At 37.6% G+C, this 20,306-nt stretch carries 24 protein-coding genes and 1 tRNA gene; 4 read left to right on the top strand and 21 right to left on the bottom strand.

Features of this window, described 5'->3' with window-relative positions:
- Positions 1–25 precede the first annotated feature (25 nt).
- On the bottom strand, positions 26–346 hold the full coding sequence (locus tag P0092_RS05845; RefSeq protein WP_004617061.1) for a YtxH domain-containing protein: 321 nt from the start codon (positions 344–346) through the stop codon (positions 26–28).
- A 127-nt stretch (positions 347–473) separates the two neighbouring features.
- On the bottom strand, positions 474–728 hold the full coding sequence (locus P0092_RS05840) for a TIGR03905 family TSCPD domain-containing protein (RefSeq protein WP_004617060.1): 255 nt from the start codon (positions 726–728) through the stop codon (positions 474–476).
- A 193-nt stretch (positions 729–921) separates the two neighbouring features.
- Between P0092_RS05840 and glgA the strand changes: the two genes are divergently transcribed.
- Positions 922–2,358: a glycogen synthase GlgA gene (glgA, locus tag P0092_RS05835; protein WP_199398933.1), complete on the top strand. Its 1,437-nt coding sequence runs from the start codon at positions 922–924 to the stop codon at positions 2,356–2,358.
- Between the two features lie 8 nt (positions 2,359–2,366).
- Here the strand turns inward: glgA and P0092_RS05830 are convergent, their stop codons facing one another.
- The 7 genes from P0092_RS05830 to P0092_RS05800 all read right to left on the bottom strand — a co-directional run bounded on the left by P0092_RS05830 (position 2,367) and on the right by P0092_RS05800 (position 6,440).
- Positions 2,367–2,900 carry a cob(I)yrinic acid a,c-diamide adenosyltransferase gene (locus P0092_RS05830; protein ID WP_004617058.1) on the bottom strand — a complete coding sequence of 178 codons (534 nt, stop codon included), beginning with the start codon at positions 2,898–2,900 and terminating at the stop codon, positions 2,367–2,369.
- The gene (gene folK, locus P0092_RS05825) at positions 2,893–3,366 is read right to left on the bottom strand and encodes a 2-amino-4-hydroxy-6-hydroxymethyldihydropteridine diphosphokinase (RefSeq protein WP_004617057.1); all 474 of its coding nucleotides are present in this window, start codon (positions 3,364–3,366) and stop codon (positions 2,893–2,895) included. Before folK ends, P0092_RS05830 begins: the two co-directional genes overlap by 8 nt.
- A complete protein-coding gene (gene folB, locus P0092_RS05820; protein ID WP_004617056.1) occupies positions 3,359–3,733 on the bottom strand; it encodes a dihydroneopterin aldolase in 375 nt (124 codons plus the stop codon). The genes folK and folB overlap by 8 nt, the downstream gene beginning before the upstream one ends.
- Positions 3,734–4,558, bottom strand: coding sequence for a dihydropteroate synthase (gene folP / locus P0092_RS05815; RefSeq protein ID WP_004617055.1), 825 nt, complete (start codon positions 4,556–4,558; stop codon positions 3,734–3,736). It abuts the gene before it with no gap.
- A gap of 20 nt (positions 4,559–4,578) precedes the next feature.
- The gene (locus P0092_RS05810) at positions 4,579–5,058 is read right to left on the bottom strand and encodes an HD domain-containing protein (protein WP_004617054.1); all 480 of its coding nucleotides are present in this window, start codon (positions 5,056–5,058) and stop codon (positions 4,579–4,581) included.
- Positions 5,059–5,074: 16 nt separating this feature from the next.
- Positions 5,075–5,662: a GTP cyclohydrolase I FolE gene (gene folE / locus P0092_RS05805; protein ID WP_276187103.1), complete on the bottom strand. Its 588-nt coding sequence runs from the start codon at positions 5,660–5,662 to the stop codon at positions 5,075–5,077.
- 88 nt (positions 5,663–5,750) lie between these two features.
- Positions 5,751–6,440 (bottom strand): 4Fe-4S double cluster binding domain-containing protein, encoded by a 690-nt coding sequence (locus P0092_RS05800; protein ID WP_004617052.1) that lies wholly within the window; start codon positions 6,438–6,440, stop codon positions 5,751–5,753.
- Between the two features lie 204 nt (positions 6,441–6,644).
- Here P0092_RS05800 and P0092_RS05795 point away from each other — a divergent pair, with 204 nt between their 5' ends.
- Entirely contained in the window at positions 6,645–7,199 is a 555-nt protein-coding gene (locus tag P0092_RS05795; protein WP_004617051.1) for a DUF4364 family protein, read from the top strand.
- Positions 7,200–7,210: 11 nt separating this feature from the next.
- Here P0092_RS05795 and P0092_RS05790 read toward each other — a convergent pair whose 3' ends face one another.
- From P0092_RS05790 to P0092_RS05750, 9 genes are all read right to left on the bottom strand, one after another.
- Positions 7,211–7,483, bottom strand: a complete 273-nt coding sequence (locus P0092_RS05790; RefSeq protein ID WP_004617050.1) for a hypothetical protein — start codon at positions 7,481–7,483, stop codon at positions 7,211–7,213.
- A 106-nt stretch (positions 7,484–7,589) separates the two neighbouring features.
- The gene (yhbY, locus tag P0092_RS05785) at positions 7,590–7,880 is read right to left on the bottom strand and encodes a ribosome assembly RNA-binding protein YhbY (protein ID WP_004617049.1); all 291 of its coding nucleotides are present in this window, start codon (positions 7,878–7,880) and stop codon (positions 7,590–7,592) included.
- Positions 7,881–7,924: 44 nt separating this feature from the next.
- Positions 7,925–9,202: a GTPase ObgE gene (obgE, locus tag P0092_RS05780; RefSeq protein WP_004617048.1), complete on the bottom strand. Its 1,278-nt coding sequence runs from the start codon at positions 9,200–9,202 to the stop codon at positions 7,925–7,927.
- Positions 9,203–9,369: 167 nt separating this feature from the next.
- The gene (rpmA, locus tag P0092_RS05775; protein WP_004617047.1) at positions 9,370–9,654 is read right to left on the bottom strand and encodes a 50S ribosomal protein L27; all 285 of its coding nucleotides are present in this window, start codon (positions 9,652–9,654) and stop codon (positions 9,370–9,372) included.
- Between the two features lie 4 nt (positions 9,655–9,658).
- Positions 9,659–9,991, bottom strand: coding sequence for a ribosomal-processing cysteine protease Prp (locus P0092_RS05770; protein ID WP_004617046.1), 333 nt, complete (start codon positions 9,989–9,991; stop codon positions 9,659–9,661).
- Between the two features lie 17 nt (positions 9,992–10,008).
- A complete protein-coding gene (gene rplU / locus P0092_RS05765) occupies positions 10,009–10,320 on the bottom strand; it encodes a 50S ribosomal protein L21 (protein WP_004617045.1) in 312 nt (103 codons plus the stop codon).
- Positions 10,321–10,463: 143 nt separating this feature from the next.
- Positions 10,464–11,948, bottom strand: a complete 1,485-nt coding sequence (locus P0092_RS05760) for an Rne/Rng family ribonuclease (protein ID WP_004617044.1) — start codon at positions 11,946–11,948, stop codon at positions 10,464–10,466.
- 9 nt (positions 11,949–11,957) lie between these two features.
- Positions 11,958–12,665, bottom strand: a complete 708-nt coding sequence (locus tag P0092_RS05755) for a TIGR03936 family radical SAM-associated protein (RefSeq protein WP_040758287.1) — start codon at positions 12,663–12,665, stop codon at positions 11,958–11,960.
- A 1-nt stretch (position 12,666) separates the two neighbouring features.
- Positions 12,667–14,511 carry a TIGR03960 family B12-binding radical SAM protein gene (locus P0092_RS05750; RefSeq protein ID WP_004617042.1) on the bottom strand — a complete coding sequence of 615 codons (1,845 nt, stop codon included), beginning with the start codon at positions 14,509–14,511 and terminating at the stop codon, positions 12,667–12,669.
- 286 nt (positions 14,512–14,797) lie between these two features.
- Between P0092_RS05750 and P0092_RS05745 the strand changes: the two genes are divergently transcribed.
- A complete protein-coding gene (locus tag P0092_RS05745; RefSeq protein ID WP_004617041.1) occupies positions 14,798–17,152 on the top strand; it encodes an ABC transporter ATP-binding protein/permease in 2,355 nt (784 codons plus the stop codon).
- Between the two features lie 43 nt (positions 17,153–17,195).
- Here P0092_RS05745 and P0092_RS05740 read toward each other — a convergent pair.
- Positions 17,196–17,272, bottom strand: a tRNA-Pro gene (locus P0092_RS05740).
- Between the two features lie 62 nt (positions 17,273–17,334).
- A complete protein-coding gene (locus P0092_RS05735) occupies positions 17,335–18,126 on the bottom strand; it encodes a lysophospholipid acyltransferase family protein (protein ID WP_004617040.1) in 792 nt (263 codons plus the stop codon).
- Between the two features lie 181 nt (positions 18,127–18,307).
- Here P0092_RS05735 and P0092_RS05730 point away from each other — a divergent pair, with 181 nt between their 5' ends.
- Positions 18,308–19,018 (top strand): flagellar brake protein, encoded by a 711-nt coding sequence (locus tag P0092_RS05730; RefSeq protein WP_004617039.1) that lies wholly within the window; start codon positions 18,308–18,310, stop codon positions 19,016–19,018.
- Here the strand turns inward: P0092_RS05730 and dinB are convergent, their stop codons facing one another.
- The gene (gene dinB, locus P0092_RS05725) at positions 19,019–20,218 is read right to left on the bottom strand and encodes a DNA polymerase IV (RefSeq protein WP_004617038.1); all 1,200 of its coding nucleotides are present in this window, start codon (positions 20,216–20,218) and stop codon (positions 19,019–19,021) included.
- Between the last annotated feature and the right edge of the window lie 88 nt (positions 20,219–20,306).

The raw sequence follows: 20,306 nt of genomic DNA, 5'->3' as shown, positions 1-20,306 counted from the left end.
AACTTCCTTTCGTGTATAAAAGCTTTTATTCAGCCTTTTCTTCCTCAGTGCATACACATTCTTCAGCAGCTTCGTTTTCAGTACAACAGCAGCAATCCTTTTCCTTTTTTATAAGATCTTCTATCTTCTCTTTTGCAGTATTCAAGCCATCCTTAACATTATCCAGTGTGTCCTTTGTTACTTTAGCTATATCATCCCTTGTTTCTTTTCCTGATTTGGGAGCTAAAAGTACTCCGGCGGCTACACCTACTGCTGTTCCTATTCCAGCACCTATTGCAACATTTTTAGCAGCCTGCTTTTTAGTTGATTTCTTTTTATTCTTTTTGAGTAAATCCTTTAAATCCATTGTTAAAGCCTCCTTCATAAAGTATGTAATTTAGATTATAAATAATGGATAATAAAAACCTATTATTAACATTATACGACTTTACATTTAAAATTGATAGATAGGTTTATGATAATTTAAATTTATATCATACTGCCTGCTGTGTTTTTAAGACCGATTCAATGGCACAAGCCAACTGGTCAGGACAGGAAGTACCTTTTCCCTGACAGTCAATCCCTTTTAACTTTGCAATTACTTCATCTGCCGGCATACCCTCAACCAGAGAACTGATGCCCTGAAGATTTCCTGAACATCCTTTGCTAAACCGAACATTTTTTAATTTTCCTTCTTCAATATCAAAACTTATCTGACTTGAACATGTACCTCTTGTTTTGAATTGCATTTTACTACCCTCCGTTCATATTACTGTCAAAATATTTAATACAAGAATAATCTAACCTCCTTATTGTGTCAATCAACATTTTTATGATTACTTTATTCCCTGTTTGTTGTAGGTTGAAACATTTTCTGTTAGACTTTAAGTATCTGGAAAATTTATACCACTAGCATTTACAGGAGGTAACAAGGTGAATAACATAAATATTTTGTTTGCTTCTTCAGAAGTATTCCCTTTTGCAAAAACCGGAGGCCTTGGCGATGTTGCCGGTTCTCTTCCAAAAGCTCTGTCAAAACTGGGCTGTGATATTCGTGTAGTAATGCCTAAATACAACGCAATCTCTGAGGAGTATAAGTCACAAATGGAATATCTGGGCTTCATTTATGCAGATGTATCCTGGAGACATCAGTATTGCGGTATTTTTAGATTAAAATATGACGGAATAACATATTATTTTCTTGATAATGAATATTACTTTAACAGGCCGGAACTCTATGGGGATTTTGATCAGGCAGAACAGTTTACTTTTTTCAGCAAGGCACTATTAGAATTGCTTCCTTTTATAGGGTTCAAGGCTGATATTATACATTGTAATGATTGGCAGACGGGAGTTGTAAGTCTTCTATTAAAAGCCGCATACAAAAGTAATCCCTTTTATAAAAATATTAAAACCATATTTACCATACACAATCTCAAATATCAGGGTATCTTCCCTAAAGAAGTGCTTTCAAACCTGCTTGGGTTGGATTGGAGCTACTTTACCTCAGAAGGAATTGAATTTAACGGAAGTGTAAACTTTTTGAAAGCCGGCCTTGTTTATTCGGACTCAATAAGTACTGTAAGCCCTACTTACGCTGATGAAATAAAAAATAACTTTTACGGTGAGGGATTAAATGGTGTATTAATCAGTCGTTCAAATGATTTATACGGAATTTTGAACGGTATAGATTACGAAAGAAATAACCCTGAAAATGATGCCAGATTGTATGCTACGTACTCGGCTGACAAAATATCACAAAAGTACGAAAACAAACGAAGACTGCAACAGGATTTAGGCCTCCCAATAAAGCCGGAAGTACCTGTAATCAGTATTATTTCAAGACTCACCTCTCAAAAAGGGTTTGACCTTATTGAACGTGTGCTTGAAGAAATTCTGCAAATGGATATTCAGCTTATCATTTTGGGTAAAGGCGATGAGCATTACAAATACATTTTTGAGAATGCAGCATATTGGCATAAGGACAAGGTTTCAGCAAATATAACCTTTAGTGATACTCTGGCTCAGAGAATTTATGCAGCATCTGATATGTTTCTTATGCCTTCCTTGTTTGAGCCCTGCGGTCTTGGCCAGATTTTCAGTTTCCGCTATGGAGCTGTTCCCATAGTCCGTGAAACCGGCGGTCTTAATGATACCGTCTTTTCATACAACGAGACTACGGGGGAAGGTAACGGTTTTACTTTTACAAATTACAATGCCCACGATATGCTGGACACAATCAGGCGCGCGGTAGATTTTTATTACAACAAAAAAGATATCTGGAGCCTTCTTGTTCAAAGAGGTATGCGTTCAGATTTCAGTTGGGAAAAATCAGCCCACGAATACATGAATATGTACCGTAAAACCTTGCAAAAGTAACTGTTACCCTAAAATTCAATTCCCTTTCGGGCTGAAATGCCTTTTTGATACGGATGTTTTACGGCTTTTATTTCAGATACATAGTCGGCAGCTTCTATCAGACGCTTTCCGGCATTTCTCCCGGTTAATACAAGTTCTGTTTCTTGGGGTTTATCATTTATCATAGCTATAACATCATCCTCACTGATAAACCCATTATTCAGAACTCCTATAATCTCATCCATAATAACCAAATCATAATTATTTTGTAAAATTAGATTTTTTACATTTTGAAATATTTCGTCAGCCTCTTTACGTGCTGCTTCTTTTTCTTCCTCAGTCATATTCCGGACAAACTTATTGCAGCTGAAACCTCTTATTACAGTAAACTCCGGCTCCAACTTCTTTAGAGAATGAAGTTCGCAGGTATCTCTGCTTTTTAAAAACTGAACCATCAGAACCTTCATAGTATCTCCGCAGGCCCTCACTCCAAGGCCTATTGCAGCTGTAGTCTTGCCCTTTCCATCGCCTGTATATATGTGTACCAAACCCTTTTTACTCATAAAAGCCCTCCAATATCTCATTTATTGTTTTATTAAAAACCGGATGCAATACTAAAGGCGCAATTTCATTTAAAGGCTCCAGTACAAATCGTCTTTCATGCATCCTTGGATGAGGAATTACCAAATCAGTGTCATTGATGATATTACATCCGTAAAGTAGTATATCAAGATCAATGGTTCTTGGCCCCCAGTGTATTATTCTCTCTCTTTTGAGCTCCTTTTCTATTCCTGAGCAAACTGAAAGAAGCTCTCTTGCTGACAGGGATGTCCTTATTTCAACCACTGCATTCAAAAAATCCGGTTGCTGCTCATATCCTACCGGAGCAGTATTATAATAAGAGGACACCAACGTAACCTGAGTTTTCTCAGTTATCTTCAGAAGTTCAACCGCCCGGTTTAACTGGTATTCCCTGTCCCCTATATTTGAGCCTAACCCTATATATGCAGTGACTGCATTATTACACATCTATTTCGCCTCTTGTACGCTCAAGCTGCACTCCTGCATACTTAAGATGATATCCCATTGGAGCCCAAGGTTTTTTCAGCAGTATTTTTACTGATACCGCCTTTTGAAAGTTAATAAATATACCCTCAAGAATTTTATATGCAACGGTTTCAATTAAATCATATTTGTCTGAACTTACAACATCCCCAACAACCCGGCATACCTCTGCGTAGTTTAAAGTAGCACTTAAATCCTGATTTTGGGCAGCGGTACTTAAATCTGCCGATATTTCCAACGAAACCAGAAACATCTGCCCCAGTTTTTTCTCCTCTTCTGCTACCCCGTGGTAAGCATACACTTCCAAGTCTTCTATAATTATTTTATCCATTTACCTCACCATACTATCAGTTATTTTTGCTGCTCTTGCATTTTGTAAAACGTCGTGAACTCTCACTATATCGACACCTTTTGCAATCCCTGTTGCAGTTGTGGCCAGTGTACCTTCAAGCCTGTCATAAACTTCAAGGTCCAGTACCTTGCCTATAAAGGACTTTCTTGAGGTCCCTAAAAGCACGGGATAACCAAGGGTCCTAAAAACCTCAAGCTTACCCATTATCTCTAAGTTTTGCTCCCAGGTCTTTGCAAAGCCTATACCGGGGTCGATGATTATTTTATCGTCCTTTATACCTGCTTTTTTTGCTATTAATATACTTTCCTCAAGCTCCCTCAATATTTGTCCTATAAGGTCTTGTCCGTAATCTGTCCCGTTAGTTCTGTTGTGCATTATACATACAGGTACCCCATACTCAGCTATTGTTGGAGCCATGAGGGAGTCATATTTAAGCCCCCAGATGTCATTTATCATATCTGCACCTGCCTTTATGGCAAGTTCTGCTGTGTCTGCCCTGTAGGTATCTACAGAAACAGGCAGGGTAAGCTCTTTTGACAAAGCTTCTATGACAGGTAGTATCCTCTGCTTTTCAATTTCAGCGGACACAGGTATTGCACCGGGCTTCGTAGTTTCTCCCCCAACGTCAATTATATCTGCACCTTCTTCTTGCATTAGTAATGCCTTATTAAGTGCCATTTCCGTGTTAGTGTAACTGCCTCCGTCTGAAAATGAATCCGGTGTAATATTGAGAATACCCATTATATAAGTCTTCTTGCCCCATTCCCATGTACTTCTCCCAATTTTAAAACATCCAGCTGTCATATTGTTTCATCCTTAATCATTTAGTAATTGAGTACGGGTGTGCTCCCGTTTATAAACCGGTTACATTCCTCTACCATATTGCAGTTTACACACTGGCGACAAGATTTATCACCCGCATATAAGACCTTACTTAGAGGGGTACTGTGTCCTTCCTTTTTACGGTGTTTTGCAATTGCATCTAAAATCATTGCAGCGTCATCTTTACTTAAATTTAAATCAACAAGAATTTCTTGAGCCAGAACTGCCCCCTCGACAGCATGGTCCGCCTTTTGTCTGTATTGCTTCCATTTGGCGATATCATGGAGGAGTGCAGTTATATAAATTATTTCTTTGTCAAGGTTATATTTGTTTTCAAGTGCAATAATATAGGCAACTCTTGCAACATCCAATGAATGTTGAATATCATGTCGGCAAAATTTACGGTCCTTCTCTGCCTGAGAATTCAACTCCATATACTTTTTAAATTGTGGATGGTCTATTATTCTTTGTACACTTTCCATGTTGTCCCCTGTATAATTACTTATATAAAATCATCAGTCTTTTTGTAAGATTTGAATCTGTGTTAAATTTTCCCCGAAACGTAGTAGTCGTAGTCCGAGAGCCTGTATTTTTAATTCCTCTGGCAGTCATGCAAGCGTGCTGCCCTTCAATAATTATAGCAACGTCCTCTGAATCAGTAATCTTTTGCATAATTTCAGCTATATCAGAACCTATTCTTTCCTGCAGCTGAAGGCGTTTTCCCACCATGTCGGCAATTCTGGCTATTTTGCTAAGGCCCAGTATTTTGCCGTTGGGTACATAAGCAACCGCAACCTTCATATTGTACATAAGTGCCATGTGATGTTCACAATAACTGAAAATATCTATATCCTTAACTAATACCATTTCCTTATTGTCTTTAGGTATCACCAAATCATCTTCAAAGGTTTTATTGTACATATCAGCAATGTCGTCATTTGTATAGCTGATTCCTTCAAAAATCTCCTCGTACATACGAGCAACACGTGAGGGTGTCTCTTTAAGTCCCTCCCTGTCGGGGTCTTCTCCTATAGCAATCAAAAGACCTCTGATGTGCTCTTCAACTTTTTTCCTATCTATAGACATGTAACCCACCCTGTATACGTATTTTACACAGTCAACGTGAAGATATATTCACAGTGACATTTTTTTCTTAAATCTCTTTATACTGCCGTCAGGCCTTACTTCCCCCGCTGGGACATACCTTTACACAAATACCGCACACAGAACCCCTGCCTATATGCTTTAATTTCGTGCTCATATATTCGGAGCATGCTTTTGCATCTACAACATGCCCTCTTTCTTTCCCAACCTCCCAAAGATTTCCTGTAAGGGCAAGAGCAGGACATGCTTTAACACACCTGTTGCACGACGAGCACTTATTCTGTAATATATTATTTTCAAAAGGAATCGCCATATCAGTAAGAACAGTTCCAAGTCTCACTCTTGGGCCGTATTCCTTATGAATAAATAAACCGTTTTTGCCTATCCAGCCCAAGCCTGCTAAAACGGCACCTGTTTTATGTGGAAACATTCCGCTGTAAGGTATTGGCGAAGTAGGTATGCTTTGTGAAGCAGCAATAGAATATGCCCTATTACCATGTGCCTGAAGACACAGCACCAATCTCAGTGATATCTGGTCTATTAAGGCATTTACAGATCTATAGTGGTTAAAATAAGTAAAGGTAGGTATATCCCCTATCTCGTCTATTATTGCATCCGACAGTCTGACACCGAAGGTTATGGCAGTAGGATACCTTTGTAATCTCTCAGGTAAATGCTCAACTACTTGCGATGTTCCAAAGAAGGTTCCTCCCATGCCATATATTATTGTTTCCAGTTCTTTATATAAATTATCTGACACGTATATCTCCTTTTCCGCTTAAGCCTTATTTAAATATTATATCATTAACTATAAAGGTGGTACACGGGAAATAAACCTCAAATTTGACCGCAAAAAAAGTCTTTTTGGGGTAATATAGTAAACCATAAGCCTTTATGGTATAATTTTAATATATTTAAGGGAATTATTTCAAAGCTAAATTACAGCTAAGAACGGAGGTATTTTATGAGTTCTATTGAAAACAGCAGAGAACTTGCCGAAAACAAGCTGATATTATTATATATTATTCATAACCTGGAGTCACCGGTAACCAATTTGCTTATAACAAAAATTATTTTGGAAAATAAGCTGATGAATTATATTTTTCTTCAACAATATCTTGATGAGCTATGTGAGGGAAAGTTTCTTGCCAAAATAGACGCTGATGAAAAACTGTCATATAGTATTTCTCCTGCCGGAAAACAAAGTCTGGAGTACTTTACTTCATTAATTCCTGCCGGCATAAAAGCCAGAATTGATGAGGCTCTGATTAAATATAAAAAAAGCAAAAAAAATGAAATAAATATACAGTCAGACTTTGTCGCCGTAAAAGAAAATGAGTATATCGTTAGTTTAAGAATTTGTGAAGGAAGCTTTACCTATATAGATTTAAAAATGTCTGTTGGAAGCCGCAATGACGCTAATAAAATCTGCGATAACTGGGCTCAGAATTCAGAAAAATTGTATAGTAGAATATTATCAGCCCTTACTGATACAGGTAGCGATAACTTTGGAAAATAACATCTGACTTTTTAGTAGTAATTACTTAATCCGTGTTTTAACCCCCTGACAAAACACTCTCTTATAAGCAGGTCCAGTTGATGACGAATAAACTGAACTCTCAACTGGGCTATTTTTTGTTTTCCATAATCATCTCTAATATTTTTTAGGTAAATCTCATTTAGCTTTAGAAATTTATATGTAGCTTTAGCTTTTTCAAGCAGTGCCTTGTCGTTGAGTTTTTCTATTGATGATTTATCAAGACATTCATAAGTGTGATTTTGTGTAGCGTAGTTTTCTTTCATATACCCTCCTGAAAATTTTAATAAGTTTTTTCAACGAAATACTTATTATATTATTCACAATGGTATAAATTTATTACATATTTTCTCAATAAATTAAAAAGCCGCCCTATGGCAGCTCTATTACGGAATTCTTTTCAGATGGCCTGTACAAAACAAATTTACTCCCGATAACCTGAACTACTTGGGAATTTGTCTGCTCTGCAATCTCTTCACATATGGTTTTTGTATCACATTCTGCATTTTTCAGGACAGTTGCCTTTATCAGTTCTCTGGCCTCCAGTGCATCTGAAAATTGCTTTATCATATTGTCACTTACTCCGCCTTTTCCAACCTGAAAAATAGGTTGAAGATTATTTGCAAGGGACCTTAAATAGCTTCTTTGTTTACCTGTAAGCATTGCACCCTCCATGTCCGCATAGAAAATATCCATGCATAATCTTACTATCTGCTATAATCAAACTCGGTATCATAAATTCTGACTGTGTCGCCTTCCTCTATTCCCATCTCTTCAAGTGCCGTAATAACACCTTTTTTCTTAAGAGCTCTCTGGAAATATTGCAATGACTCATAATTAGTGATATTGGTAGAACCAATAACCTTCCTCAGCCACTTACCCTCAACTACATATACACCGTCTTCAATTCGTACTTCAAAAGGCTTCTCTTCCTTAGCTCTGTATACAACCTCTTCATTCTTTGTTTCATCAAGAAGAATAGTGTCAGGGAGACTTTTTAATGTATCTGCTACAGCATACATTAGTTCTTTCAGCCCTTTATTTGTTGCGGCAGACACTCCGAATACTTTGTAGCCTCTTTTTTCAAGTGTTTCCTTGAAAACCTTGTAGTTTTCCTCTGCACCGGGTATATCCATTTTATTTGCGACAACAATCTGCGGCCTTGTAGACAAAACCTCGTTATATTTTTGCAGTTCTGCGTTTATGGTATCAAAATCCTCTACTGCATCCCTGCCCTCAACTCCTGATACATCTACAACATGTACAAGTAGTTTTGTCCTTTCAACATGCCTTAAAAATTCATGACCAAGTCCAACACCTTCATGTGCTCCTTCAATAAGCCCCGGGATATCAGCAATTACAAAGCTCTTTCCCTGTTCTATCTGCACAACTCCAAGGTTTGGAACCAAAGTTGTAAAGTGGTAGTTTGCAATTTTGGGCTTGGCAGCAGAAACCATTGACAGTATTGTGGACTTACCAACGTTGGGATATCCCAAAAGTCCAACATCAGCTATCATCTTCATTTCAAGAATCAAGCTGTATTCATCACCGAGATCACCGCTTTTTGCAAAATTCGGCACCTGTCTTGTGGGAGTGGCAAAATGCTGATTGCCTTTTCCGCCCTTTCCGCCTTTTGCTATAACACATGTTTGACCGGGCTTTATCAAATCAACAAGTACCATATCTGTTGTTTCGTCCTTTACCATGGTGCCAAGAGGAACCTTTATTATAAGATCTTCCCCGTTTTTTCCGGAACAGTTTGACGGACCTCCATCCTGTCCTGCCTCTGCCTTGAAGTTCTTTTTGTATCTGAAGTCAATAAGAGTATTAAGTCCTTCATCGACTACAAAAATAACATCTCCGCCTTTTCCGCCATCTCCCCCGTCAGGGCCTCCGGCCGCTATGTACTTTTCACGGTGGAATGAAACCATTCCGTTTCCTCCATTACCGGCCTTAACATATATTTTAGCGCTATCTGTAAACATTTATCTTCTCTCCATAAAACAAATATTCTTTTTTATCAAATCCAGAACTCTGTTTATTTTAACCCGAAACAAATAATTTATGTAAAAAATAACTTTTATTATACGCTAAAAAGGTAGAAAATGCGTATCACATTTTCTACCTTTTTTAATGCGATAATTTTTTGTTATTACTCAGCAGCAGTAACTATCATAACCTGCTTCTTATCTCTGCCAAGTCTTGCAAACTTAACTTTTCCATCCTTTAATGCAAACAAGGTATCGTCCTTACCTATTCCTACGTTTACACCGGGATGAACCTTTGTACCTCTTTGACGAACAAGAATGTTTCCTGCGAGAACGAATTGACCGTCAGCTCTTTTGACACCGAGTCTTTTAGCTGCACTGTCACGTCCGTTTCTTGAACTACCAACACCCTTTTTATGAGCAAAAAGTTGTAAATTAACCTTTATCATGAGATTACACCTCCTCATCCAATACCTTCACATAGTCGGGATAAGCAAATTCTATTTGTTTGAATCCAATTTCCGCTGTAGCCATGATTACATTGGCATCATGCCTCTTTTCAGAAGACAACTCCATGTCAAGTTTGCATGACATAAACCCATCCTTCTGTTTAAAAAAGCCTTTCAGACCAATCAACTCTTCAATAGCTCCTACCGCAGTATAAGCGATTGCGGAAATGGCTGAACATACAATGTCACTGCCTTCTTCGGCAAACCCTGCATGTCCTTTTACTACAAACATACTGATAGTACCTGCTGAATCCTTGCCTATATTAATTTTAATCATTTAACTGTTATCCTTAATTAAGCATTGATCTTTTCGATTTGAACCTTTGTATATGGTTGTCTGTGTCCCTTTTTGTTTCTTATGTTCTTCTTTGCTTTGTATTTGAAAACGATAATCTTTTCACCTTTTCCGTGATTGAGAACCTTTCCGCTTACAGAAGCTGATTCGAGAACAGGAGCACCAAAGCTAACATTTCCGTCCTTTGATACAGCTAAAACCTTATCAAAAGTTACTGAAGATCCTTCTTCAGCAGCGAGCTTTTCTATGAAAACTACATCGCCTTCCTGAACTTTGTACTGTTTTCCACCAGTCATAATAATTGCGTACATATATACACCTCCTAATATCAATCTCGCCGGCTTTATGACGTATATACTACATCAACAGGAGTATTCATCACAGGCAATAATTCAAATGAATTATATTTTGGGAGCCTTGGCCGTGCGGCTACCGATATATTTTAGCACAAGGACTAATCCATGTCAACGTCTTTAATTCTGTAGCCTGCGGGTCTTATATCACTTACGGCAGTAACTTTTACTTTTTTGTCCTTATTATCCGTGAAATTCCTTAAAAATCTTTCAATATTATCTTCAATTACAGGAGCCACGGAAGGATGTACTTCCAGCTTGAATTTCTTTACTGAAGTACAATTTATATGCTCCCTTACCTCTCTGAGTATATTCATGGCATTGGTTTCTCCGGTATAAACTCTTCCTGCCCCGTCACATACAGGACAATCGCAGCTCATAACGGTTGACAGCTCCTGCCTTATCTTCTTTCTGGTCATCTCAACAAGGCCAAGTTCGGTCATTCCCAGTACTATTGTCTTTGTTCTGTCACTCTTTAAGCTTTGTTTCAGGGAATCCAAAACCAGTTGCTGATGCTCTGAGTTGTTCATGTCAATAAAATCTATTATTACAATACCGCCTATGTCTCTTAACCGAAGCTGTTTTGCTATCTCTCTTGTTGCTTCAACATTGGTTTTAAGTACTGTTTCCTCAAGATTACTTTCTCCTACAAACTTACCTGTATTAACATCAATTACTGTAAGAGCCTCTGTTTTATCTATAATTATATATCCGCCGCATTTCAGCCAGACCTTTCTGGATAGGGCCCGCTCGATTTTTGTTTCTATCTGGTAGTAGTCAAAAATATTGTAATCCTTCTGGAACAGTTCTACTCTGCTTTTGAGCAGCGGAGATATCATTTCCACAAGTTCAAGTACTTTTAAGTACTCTTTTTCATTATTAATAATAAATTTGTTTACATCCCATGTGAACAAATCTCTCACAGACCTGTATATAAGGTTTATATCCTTATGGATACACCTTGGAACAGGGCCTTTATTTTCACTTTCCTTTATTTTTGCCCAAAGCTTTAAAAGGAAAGAAACATCCTCTACAAAGTCAGCTTCTTCTTTTCCCTCAGATACGGTTCTGACAATCAAGCCCATGTTTTGGGGCTTTAGTTTTTCGGCTATTTTCTTTAGCTTCTGCCTTTCCGTATCGTTTTCAATCCTTCGGGATATTCCTATATAATCTGCATTTGGGAGCAAAACAAGATTTCTTCCAGGTAAAGTTATATGAGTTGAAACTCTGGGTCCCTTTGTGCCGATAGGCTCTTTTATAACCTGTACCGTTATCTCCTGTCCTACTTTGAGGATATCAGTAATATTGTATTCCTCGTAGTTACTGGAAACTTCTGTTTCATCATCGGAGTATTCTTTTTTGGGAATGGCATCACCCACATACAAAAATGCGTTTTTTTCATAACCAATATCAATAAAGGCGGCCTGCATACCGGGCAGCACACTGCTTACTTTCCCCCTGTATATATTGCCTACAAGCCCCTGATGACTTGTTCTTTCTATATGAATTTCAGCCAGTTCCTTATCTTCCAGAATACCAACTCTAATTTCACCCGGACTAACATCTACTATAATCTCATTAACCATCTAATCACCTCAAACTACTTCTTCCATAGGATCCAGAAGCTGATCCTGTGACCTTACAAAAAGCTTTGTTCTATGAATCCTGTCAATCTCGTATTCAAATCCAAGATATCCGCATAAAGACTCAATCAGAAGGTCAGGCTTTAAATTCGCTTTACTTCCTGCACTGACAAGAGCCGTAAATCTAATTATGTTGAAGTCTCCACAAGGCTGAAGCTCAAAATTCAAATCAAATATCATGTCTCTGATATCGGTATCCTTTACCCCGTTTTTTGTTCTTTTCTTAACGACAATTTCTTTTTGTGATAAATATTTGTCAATAGACACTTTCAAGGTCTTTTGGTTACATTCTACAGGAGTACCAACAATTACAATATACTCTGACGCCGCTATGGTAGCCATTATATTTTGCTTGGACGCCTTCTTTTTGGCGGCAAGAACTTCAACTCCTTTAGGGAGCTGTAAATTCAGCCTGTCTGCAAATTCCTGCGCTGACATTTCATCATCGGTAATTTCGAAATCACCGTACTCAGCTTCACTTGTAACTCCCACCCCCAAGGGCAGACCAAAAACCATGCCTGGGTGAGGATTAAAGCCCTGAGAATAGGCTATGGGAAGTCTTGCCCTTCTTATGGCCCTTTCAAATACCTTCATGAGGTCAAGGTGAGAAATGAATTTTACTTCATCGCCACGCCTGAACTTTACACGTATAATAGTCAATTTAATTACCTCCACAAACACCGCTATCAAATATTGTAGCACCGCAGCCACCGCAGTTTACACGGCAATTGGGTGTAATTTTTTCTTCCAGCGCCTTTTTAGATTCGCTTATAAGATATTTTTTGGAAACTCCTATATCAATATGATCCCAAGGCAACAGCTCTTCATAATCTCTTCTTCGTGTTGCATAAAAATATGGGTCAACTCCACATTCTTCAAAAGCTTTCATCCAAACATCAAACTTGAAGTGTTCACCCCAACTGTCAAATTTGCAGCCCATTTCCCATGCTTTCAGAAGCACTTTACAGGTCTTTCTGTCTCCTCTCGCAAACACTGCTTCCAGAAGGCTCAGACGATTTTCATGATAATTATAAGTTACCTGCTTTGAGCGAATTTTGCTTTTTAAAAGCATTTGCTTTTCATTGAGGTTTTCTCTGGTATCCTGAGGCTCCCATTGAAATGGCGTAAAGGCCTTTGGCACAAAGGATGATGTACTTACGGTAACATTGAGGAATTTTCCTTTCTTTTCCCTTGGAACGGTTTTATAAGCGTTTACTACCTTGTACGCCAAATCTGCAATTCCCTCTACATCCTCCATGGTCTCAGTAGGCAAACCAAGCATAAAATACAGCTTTACACCGTTCCAGCCTCCATTAAATGCCATAGATACAGCATTTAACAAATCTTCTTCTGTTACACCCTTGTTTATTACATCTCTTAGTCTCTGAGATCCTGCTTCGGGAGCAAATGTAAGTCCGCTTTTCCTTACCTTCTGGGCTTTTTCCATTAAATCGAGAGAAAAGGAATCAATTCTCAATGAAGGCAAAGATAAATTTACTTTTTTCTCTTCCATTTCATCAAGTAATCCTGTTGTCAGTTCGTGAAGCTCTGTATAATCGCTTGTACTAAGTGATGTTAGAGAAATTTCCTCATATCCGGAGCTTTCCTCAAGCTTATTAGCTATCTCAATCAACCTCTTGTGACTCTTTTCACGTACGGGTCTGTATATAAATCCTGCCTGACAGAATCTGCATCCTCTTGTACAGCCTCTGAACACTTCGAGCATTATTCTGTCATGTACTATATCAGTATATGGAACAATAATTTTTTCAGGAAAATAAGCCTTGTCCATATCTTTTATTATTCTCTTTTTAATTTTTACGGGATAATCCGGCTTCTTAGGCTCAAAACTTCTTATAGTGCCGTCCTCATTATATGAAACATCATAAAATGCCGGGACATATATACCTTCTATTTTGACTATATCTTCAAGAAATTCCTGTCTGTTACGCCCTGTTCCTTTCCATTTTGCATATGCATCCATTACTTCGTTGATTATTTCTTCACCTTCGCCCATCATAAAGAAATCAATTATGTCAGCTAACGGTTCAGGATTATATGCGCAGGGGCCTCCTGCACAAACAAATGAATCACTGTCACTTCTTTTGTCCGAGGTCAGAGGTATACCTGCCAAATCAAGCATATTTATTATATTTGTAAAGCTCATTTCATATTGAAGTGTAAAGCCTACAAAATCAAAATCCCTGATTGGGTTTTTAGATTCAAGTCCATATAGCGGGATATTGTTCTGCCTCATCTTCTCTTCCATATCCGTCCAAGGGGCAAATACCCTTTCACAATAGCAGTCATCTCTATCATTTAACAAATGGTATAGGATTTTCATACCCAGATGGGACATGCCTACTTCGTAAGAGTCGGGAAAGCAAAATGCAAAACGTATGTCTACACTTTTAGGGTCTTTTATGACGCTGTTCCATTCATTTCCTGTATATCTAGATGGTTTCTCAACACTCTTCAATAACGCATCCGACAGTTTAACACTCATTTTTTCCTCCGATATATCTAATATTTATAAATAGCAAAAAAAAAGAACTCGGTTATTCTATACAGCTAAAAGCCGATTTTTACCAAAATAATCTTTCGAGTACCAAAAAATATTATAGCAGAACAAAGTACATATGGTAATACATTTTTATAATTCTTTTATAGTATTTATACAATAATAAGAATTTATTATTATTCCGTTAAAATTTGACTGAATATCTTTTCAGCATTTGACCAAAATACTCTTATATATTATAGGTATTCTTATAAAATCGGAGCAAAGACTTATGCTGGAATTAATTAGAATCAGTAAAACCTATCATGTGGGAAATGTGGACACTATAGCACTGTCAGAAATAAGTGTGTGCTTTCGGAAAAAAGAGTTCGTTGCAATTTTGGGCACAAGCGGGTCAGGCAAAACAACTTTTTTAAATATTCTCGGAGGACTGGACAGATACGATTCAGGTGAAATGAGTATAAGGGGTAAAAACACATCCCAATTTACGGAAAAAGAATGGGACGCATACCGAAACAATTCCATAGGCTTTGTATTTCAGAGCTACAACCTGATTAACCATCTGAGTATTATTGATAATGTGGAACTGGGTATGACCTTAAGTGGAATTCCCCAGGAAGAAAAAAGGAAAAAATCTCTGGAGGTATTGAATAAAGTTGGCCTCAAGGAACATCTTCATAAAAAGCCAAACCAACTGTCAGGTGGTCAAATGCAGCGTGTGGCAATTGCCCGAGCGCTTTCCAATGACCCTGAAATTCTTTTATGCGATGAGCCTACAGGCGCTTTAGATTCAGAAACAAGTATTCAAATTATGGACTTAATAAAAAATATATCTCAAAATCGTCTGGTTATTATGGTAACGCACAATCCTGCTATTGCTGAAAAATACGCCGACAGAATCATTAATTTTAAAGACGGTAAAATTATTTCCGACAGTAATCCCTGTGAGCCTCTTCAATCGTCAGCCGGATTTCACCTAAAAAAAACCAGCATGAGCTTTTTTACGGCCCTTAAACTGTCATTTAACAATATTAAAACAAAAAAGTGGAGAGCTTTTCTTACCTCATTGGCTTCAAGTATTGGAATAATTGGTATAGCGGTTATTCTGAGCCTGTCTGCAGGTTTCAAGAAACAGATTGACAAATTTCAGAGTGATGCCCTCGCTGAATTTCCCATAATACTGACGCAAACTCCCTCTCATATGAATTCGGAAAATATAAAATCATTCAAAAGTGAAACAAAGAAAACAAGTACCGGAAATGCTGAATATGCTGCTTCAGACAAGGTATACTTGTATGATTCGTCAAAAAGCATATTTAATCATAGAAATATTTTTACCGAGGAATATCTGGAATATATCGGTAAAATTAATCCTAAAATTTGTAGCAGTATAGGCTATGCCCGAATAGTAGGAATTAATCTGGTGCGTAAAATTAACGGAAAAGCCTCCCCCGTGTCGTTGTTTAACCCTCTGGAAGCCCTGAAGGAAAAAGCAAACACGTCCAGTATGGAAGGAGTTGGCCTTTCGTCTTATCCACAGCAGTTAAAAAAAGATGACCAGTCATATCTTTCGAAAAATTATGAGCTTATGGCAGGTAAATATCCCGACAAGCCTACTGATATGGTACTTGTAGTAGATTCTAAAAACCGTATAAACTATACTATACTAAAAGGTCTGGGCTTTCTAACCGACAATAAAAAATCTATTAATTTTGATGACATTGTAGGTACCGAGTTTAAGATAATATCAAACAATGATTATTATGTTAAAACCGAGTTCGGCACATATCTTCCGGGCGATAATTATGAAGCCATGTATTCTTCTAAAAAAAGTATTCCCGTTACTATTACAGGGGTAGTAAGAAAGAAGCAAACCGTTAAAATCGGAATTCTTGCTCCCGGTATTGCTTACAGTGATAAACTGACCCAGTTGGTAATTAACAGCTCTAAAGATTCCGACATCGTAAAAGAGCAGACGGACAGCAGTAAAAATGTCATTACCATGCAGAATATGGATAAAACCGAAAAATCTATGTTCCTAGCATATCTGGGCGGAACTGCCTCCCCATTTATGATAATGGTTTATCCGGACAATTTCAGTGATAAGGATGCTGTTACGGCTTATCTGGATGCATATAATGAAGGCAAGTCTCTCGATAATAAAATATTTTATACCGACCTTGCCGGAACTATGTCTCAGATGACAGGAGGAATTATGCGCGGTATTACTATCGTGCTTTTAGCGTTTGCTTCAATTTCTCTTGTGGTAAGCCTGATTATGATAAGTATTATCACTTACACTTCAGTACTGGAACGTACAAAGGAAATAGGCATACTGCGTTCGCTTGGTGCAAGGAAAAAGGATATTTCCCGGGTATTTGATGCCGAAACCTGCATTATAGGTGTATTCTCAGGCATACTTGGTATAGTAATTGCATATTTATTAACGATACCTATAAATAAGATTATATATAATATGACAGAGCTCAAAGGTGTGGCCCAGCTGCAAATACTTCATGCATTACTGCTTGTCCTACTAAGTACAGTTCTTACTATAATTGGTGGTCATATTCCTGCCAAAATGGCTTCCAGAAAGGATGCTGTTGAAGCACTAAGGAGTGAGTAAAATATAAAAAGGACTTGCCAACATATATCAGCAAGTCCTTTTATGGTCGGAGTGAGAGGATTTGAACCTCCGGCCTCTTAGTCCCGAACCAAGCGCGATACCAAGCTTCGCTACACCCCGAATCTCATTATATTATTTTACTAGTAAATAATTTATTTTACAAGACTAAAATGAGAATTTATTCAAATTTTGATGCTTTTAAATTCATTCGTTTTTTCAGTAATAAACTCTATTATCTGCTTATGTTCTGCCTTACCGTTCCCCGTTATGGTTATGGGTTCGCCAAAAGACATACATACGGGTTCTTTTCTATGGATTGGTCCAATATCCTTTATAAGCTTGCCATTTCCCCAAAAATCAGTTTTTATTGCAACAGGTATTACTGGTACGCCTGCCTCTTTTGCAAGCTTTATACCCAGTGAATTAAACTTTTCAGGACTGAATTGCTCCTGTCTTGTTCCTTCAGGAAATAAAACAATGGACCTTCCCTCAGCCAATATTTCCTTGCCCTTGTTTATAACATTTAGTAAATCCTGTCTTGAGTTCTTTCTGGAAACGACTATAGGGTTTCTGCTTCTCATAATAGGCCCGAATATTGGCATTGTTACAAGAGAATCCTTTACAACATAGGTAACTTCCTTCAACGGTGCAATTATACAAGGAAATACAAAAGTTTCCAATGTGCTCATGTGGTTACTTACAAACACAACAGGCCCATCATGCTTTGTAATATTATCCATACCATCAATAAAAAGTCTACCACCGCTCTTTTCAATACATTCAACTATAGTATAGCTGGAATCCGCCCACTCTTCTGTATCATATTTATTCTTTACAGCAAGGTTTCTTCCTTTTAAAACTACTTTTCCATAGCCGTAAACAAAATACCATCTCGAATTGAGAAAAAGCTTGTCAAATATATTTCGCTTATTTTCTGTAGTTTCATATTTGTTGCCTGTAAAATATCTCTTCATATCCATCACTTCCGCTATTATAAAATTATCCATCCATAATACCAGTGATAATTATATCTCACATTTAATACCGTGTCCACTCTCCAGAAAATCATTCTTTAGTGTTTAAAATTTATAATATTTAGAATATAATAAAAATATCAACTATAAAATTAAATATGAATTATTACGGAGAACTCTAATGAATGCAAACGACATTATAATCGGGACCAAATTAGAAATTGAAATACCAGAGTACATAAAAAGTTTTCCCTCACAGACATCCAGCTATATCAGCCAGTTGCTGGATGTGGCAGACGAAAAAAACATAACTATTGCTGCACCAATGAGTGAGGGTCGTTACAAGTATCTTTCTGCCGGGCTGAACATTGTTGTGTACTTTTTAAGTCACAGACAAGAACTGATGCACTTTAATGCCACTGTAAAAAAATATAAAAAATTAGGATATTTGGAAGCCTTTGATGCGTTAATAACCAGTGAATTTAAAAAAATACAAAGAAGAATGAACTACAGACTCAATACTGTTTTGGAATGTAAATATGTTACTGTTGATGACCAGCCCTTAATCGGGGAAAAGCCGGAATTTAAAGAAATACCTTCAAATGAGTTAAAGAATGCATTAACCAAAAACATCAGCGGAAGCGGTATATGCCTGATTATGGATAATTCCTTTGACTCCGGCATGATATCGGATATTTCCATCGACCTTGAAAGTATGGGACAAATACGGGTGCTGGCACAGGTGATCCGTTCAACAAGTGTGGAAAACAAGAAGCACGAAGTGGGTATGAATTTTATTTATATCTCTCCTCAGGATTTAATTACGCTCACTAAGTTCATTTTTAAAAAACAGAGGCTTATGCTGAAAAACAATCCTATATCAAAAAAATAATTACTTTATTTTAGGGTTCTTAATTTGTATGGCCCTGCCAATAGAGTTTGTTCCTAATCTACTTCTTATTGAATCAATGGCTTTTTCAAGCTTTTCTTCTTTTCGGGATGAACTGTCACAAAATTCAATTGTATCAAATAGTGACATTTGTCCTGAAAGGCTGTCATTTTCAAAGCCACTGATGCTTATTCCTATTAAACGGACAGGCATTAAACTGTTCCAGTTTTTATTTAAGACAGAGAAACCTGTCTCATATATGTCTTTTGTGAGATAAGTAGGCTCTATGCTTGTTTGTCTTGTTATTGTCTTAAAATCCGAGTACTTTATGGTTATTTGAATAGTACGTCCCTTTTTATTGTTTTTACGGGCTTCGTAGCCGACTTCTTCGCACATTTCAATAAAGGTCGTCTTCACTTCATCAATATCTGTTATATCTGACGAAAGTGTCGTTGATCGCCCGATGGACTTCATTTCACCTGACACATGAGGCGTAACTGCTGACTCATCAATCCCGTTTGCCATTCTTTGAAGCTCCAGCCCCTGTCTGCCAAGGAAACTGACCAAAGCCTGTGAATTATAGTTTGCCAGTTCACCTATAGTCTTTATCCCTAAATTGCTAAGCTTCAGTCCAGTCTGTTTACCTATTCCGTACAGGTCGGTTACTTTTAAAGGCCACAATTTAGTTTGAATGTCTTTCTGCCAGAGTTCGGTTATTCCCATTGGCTTCTTAATTTCAGATGCTATTTTTGACAAAAGCTTGTTTTGAGAAATTCCTATAGAACACCATAAGCCCAACTCGTCATTTATTGCATCCATTATCTGTTGTGCAGCTTCTACAGGGCTTCCAAAGAGTGTCTCTGTACCGGACATATCCAGCCACGCTTCATCTATACTGTTTTGTTCTATAATCGGAGAAAATCTTGCAAGTATCTCCATAACTTCCATGGACTTTTTTTCATAGTACCTGTGCTCCGGCGGAACAAGCAACATATCAGGGCAAAGCTTCAGAGCCTGATGAATAACCATAGTAGTTTTAACCCCAAATTTTCTTGCTTCATAGTTTGCAGCAAGAATTATCCCGGTTCTGGTTTTGGGATTACCCGCTACAGCAGCGGGTTTTCCTGCCAGTTCAGAGTTTCTGGACATTTCACAGCTTATAAAAAATGCGTTCATATCCACTAGAAAAACTACTCTGTCCATCTGTCCTTCTCCTTTCAGGAAAACTGTCCGGTATTGTATGAAATCAAATAAAGGAGCCTCAACGAGGACTCCTTATATTCTAAATTTA

The organism is Ruminiclostridium papyrosolvens DSM 2782 (genome assembly GCF_029318685.1).
Taxonomy (GTDB): Bacteria; Bacillota; Clostridia; order Acetivibrionales; family DSM-1351; genus Ruminiclostridium; species Ruminiclostridium papyrosolvens.
The sequence above is the reverse complement of the archived record's forward strand: the minus strand, read 5'-3'. Positions and strand labels throughout refer to the sequence as shown.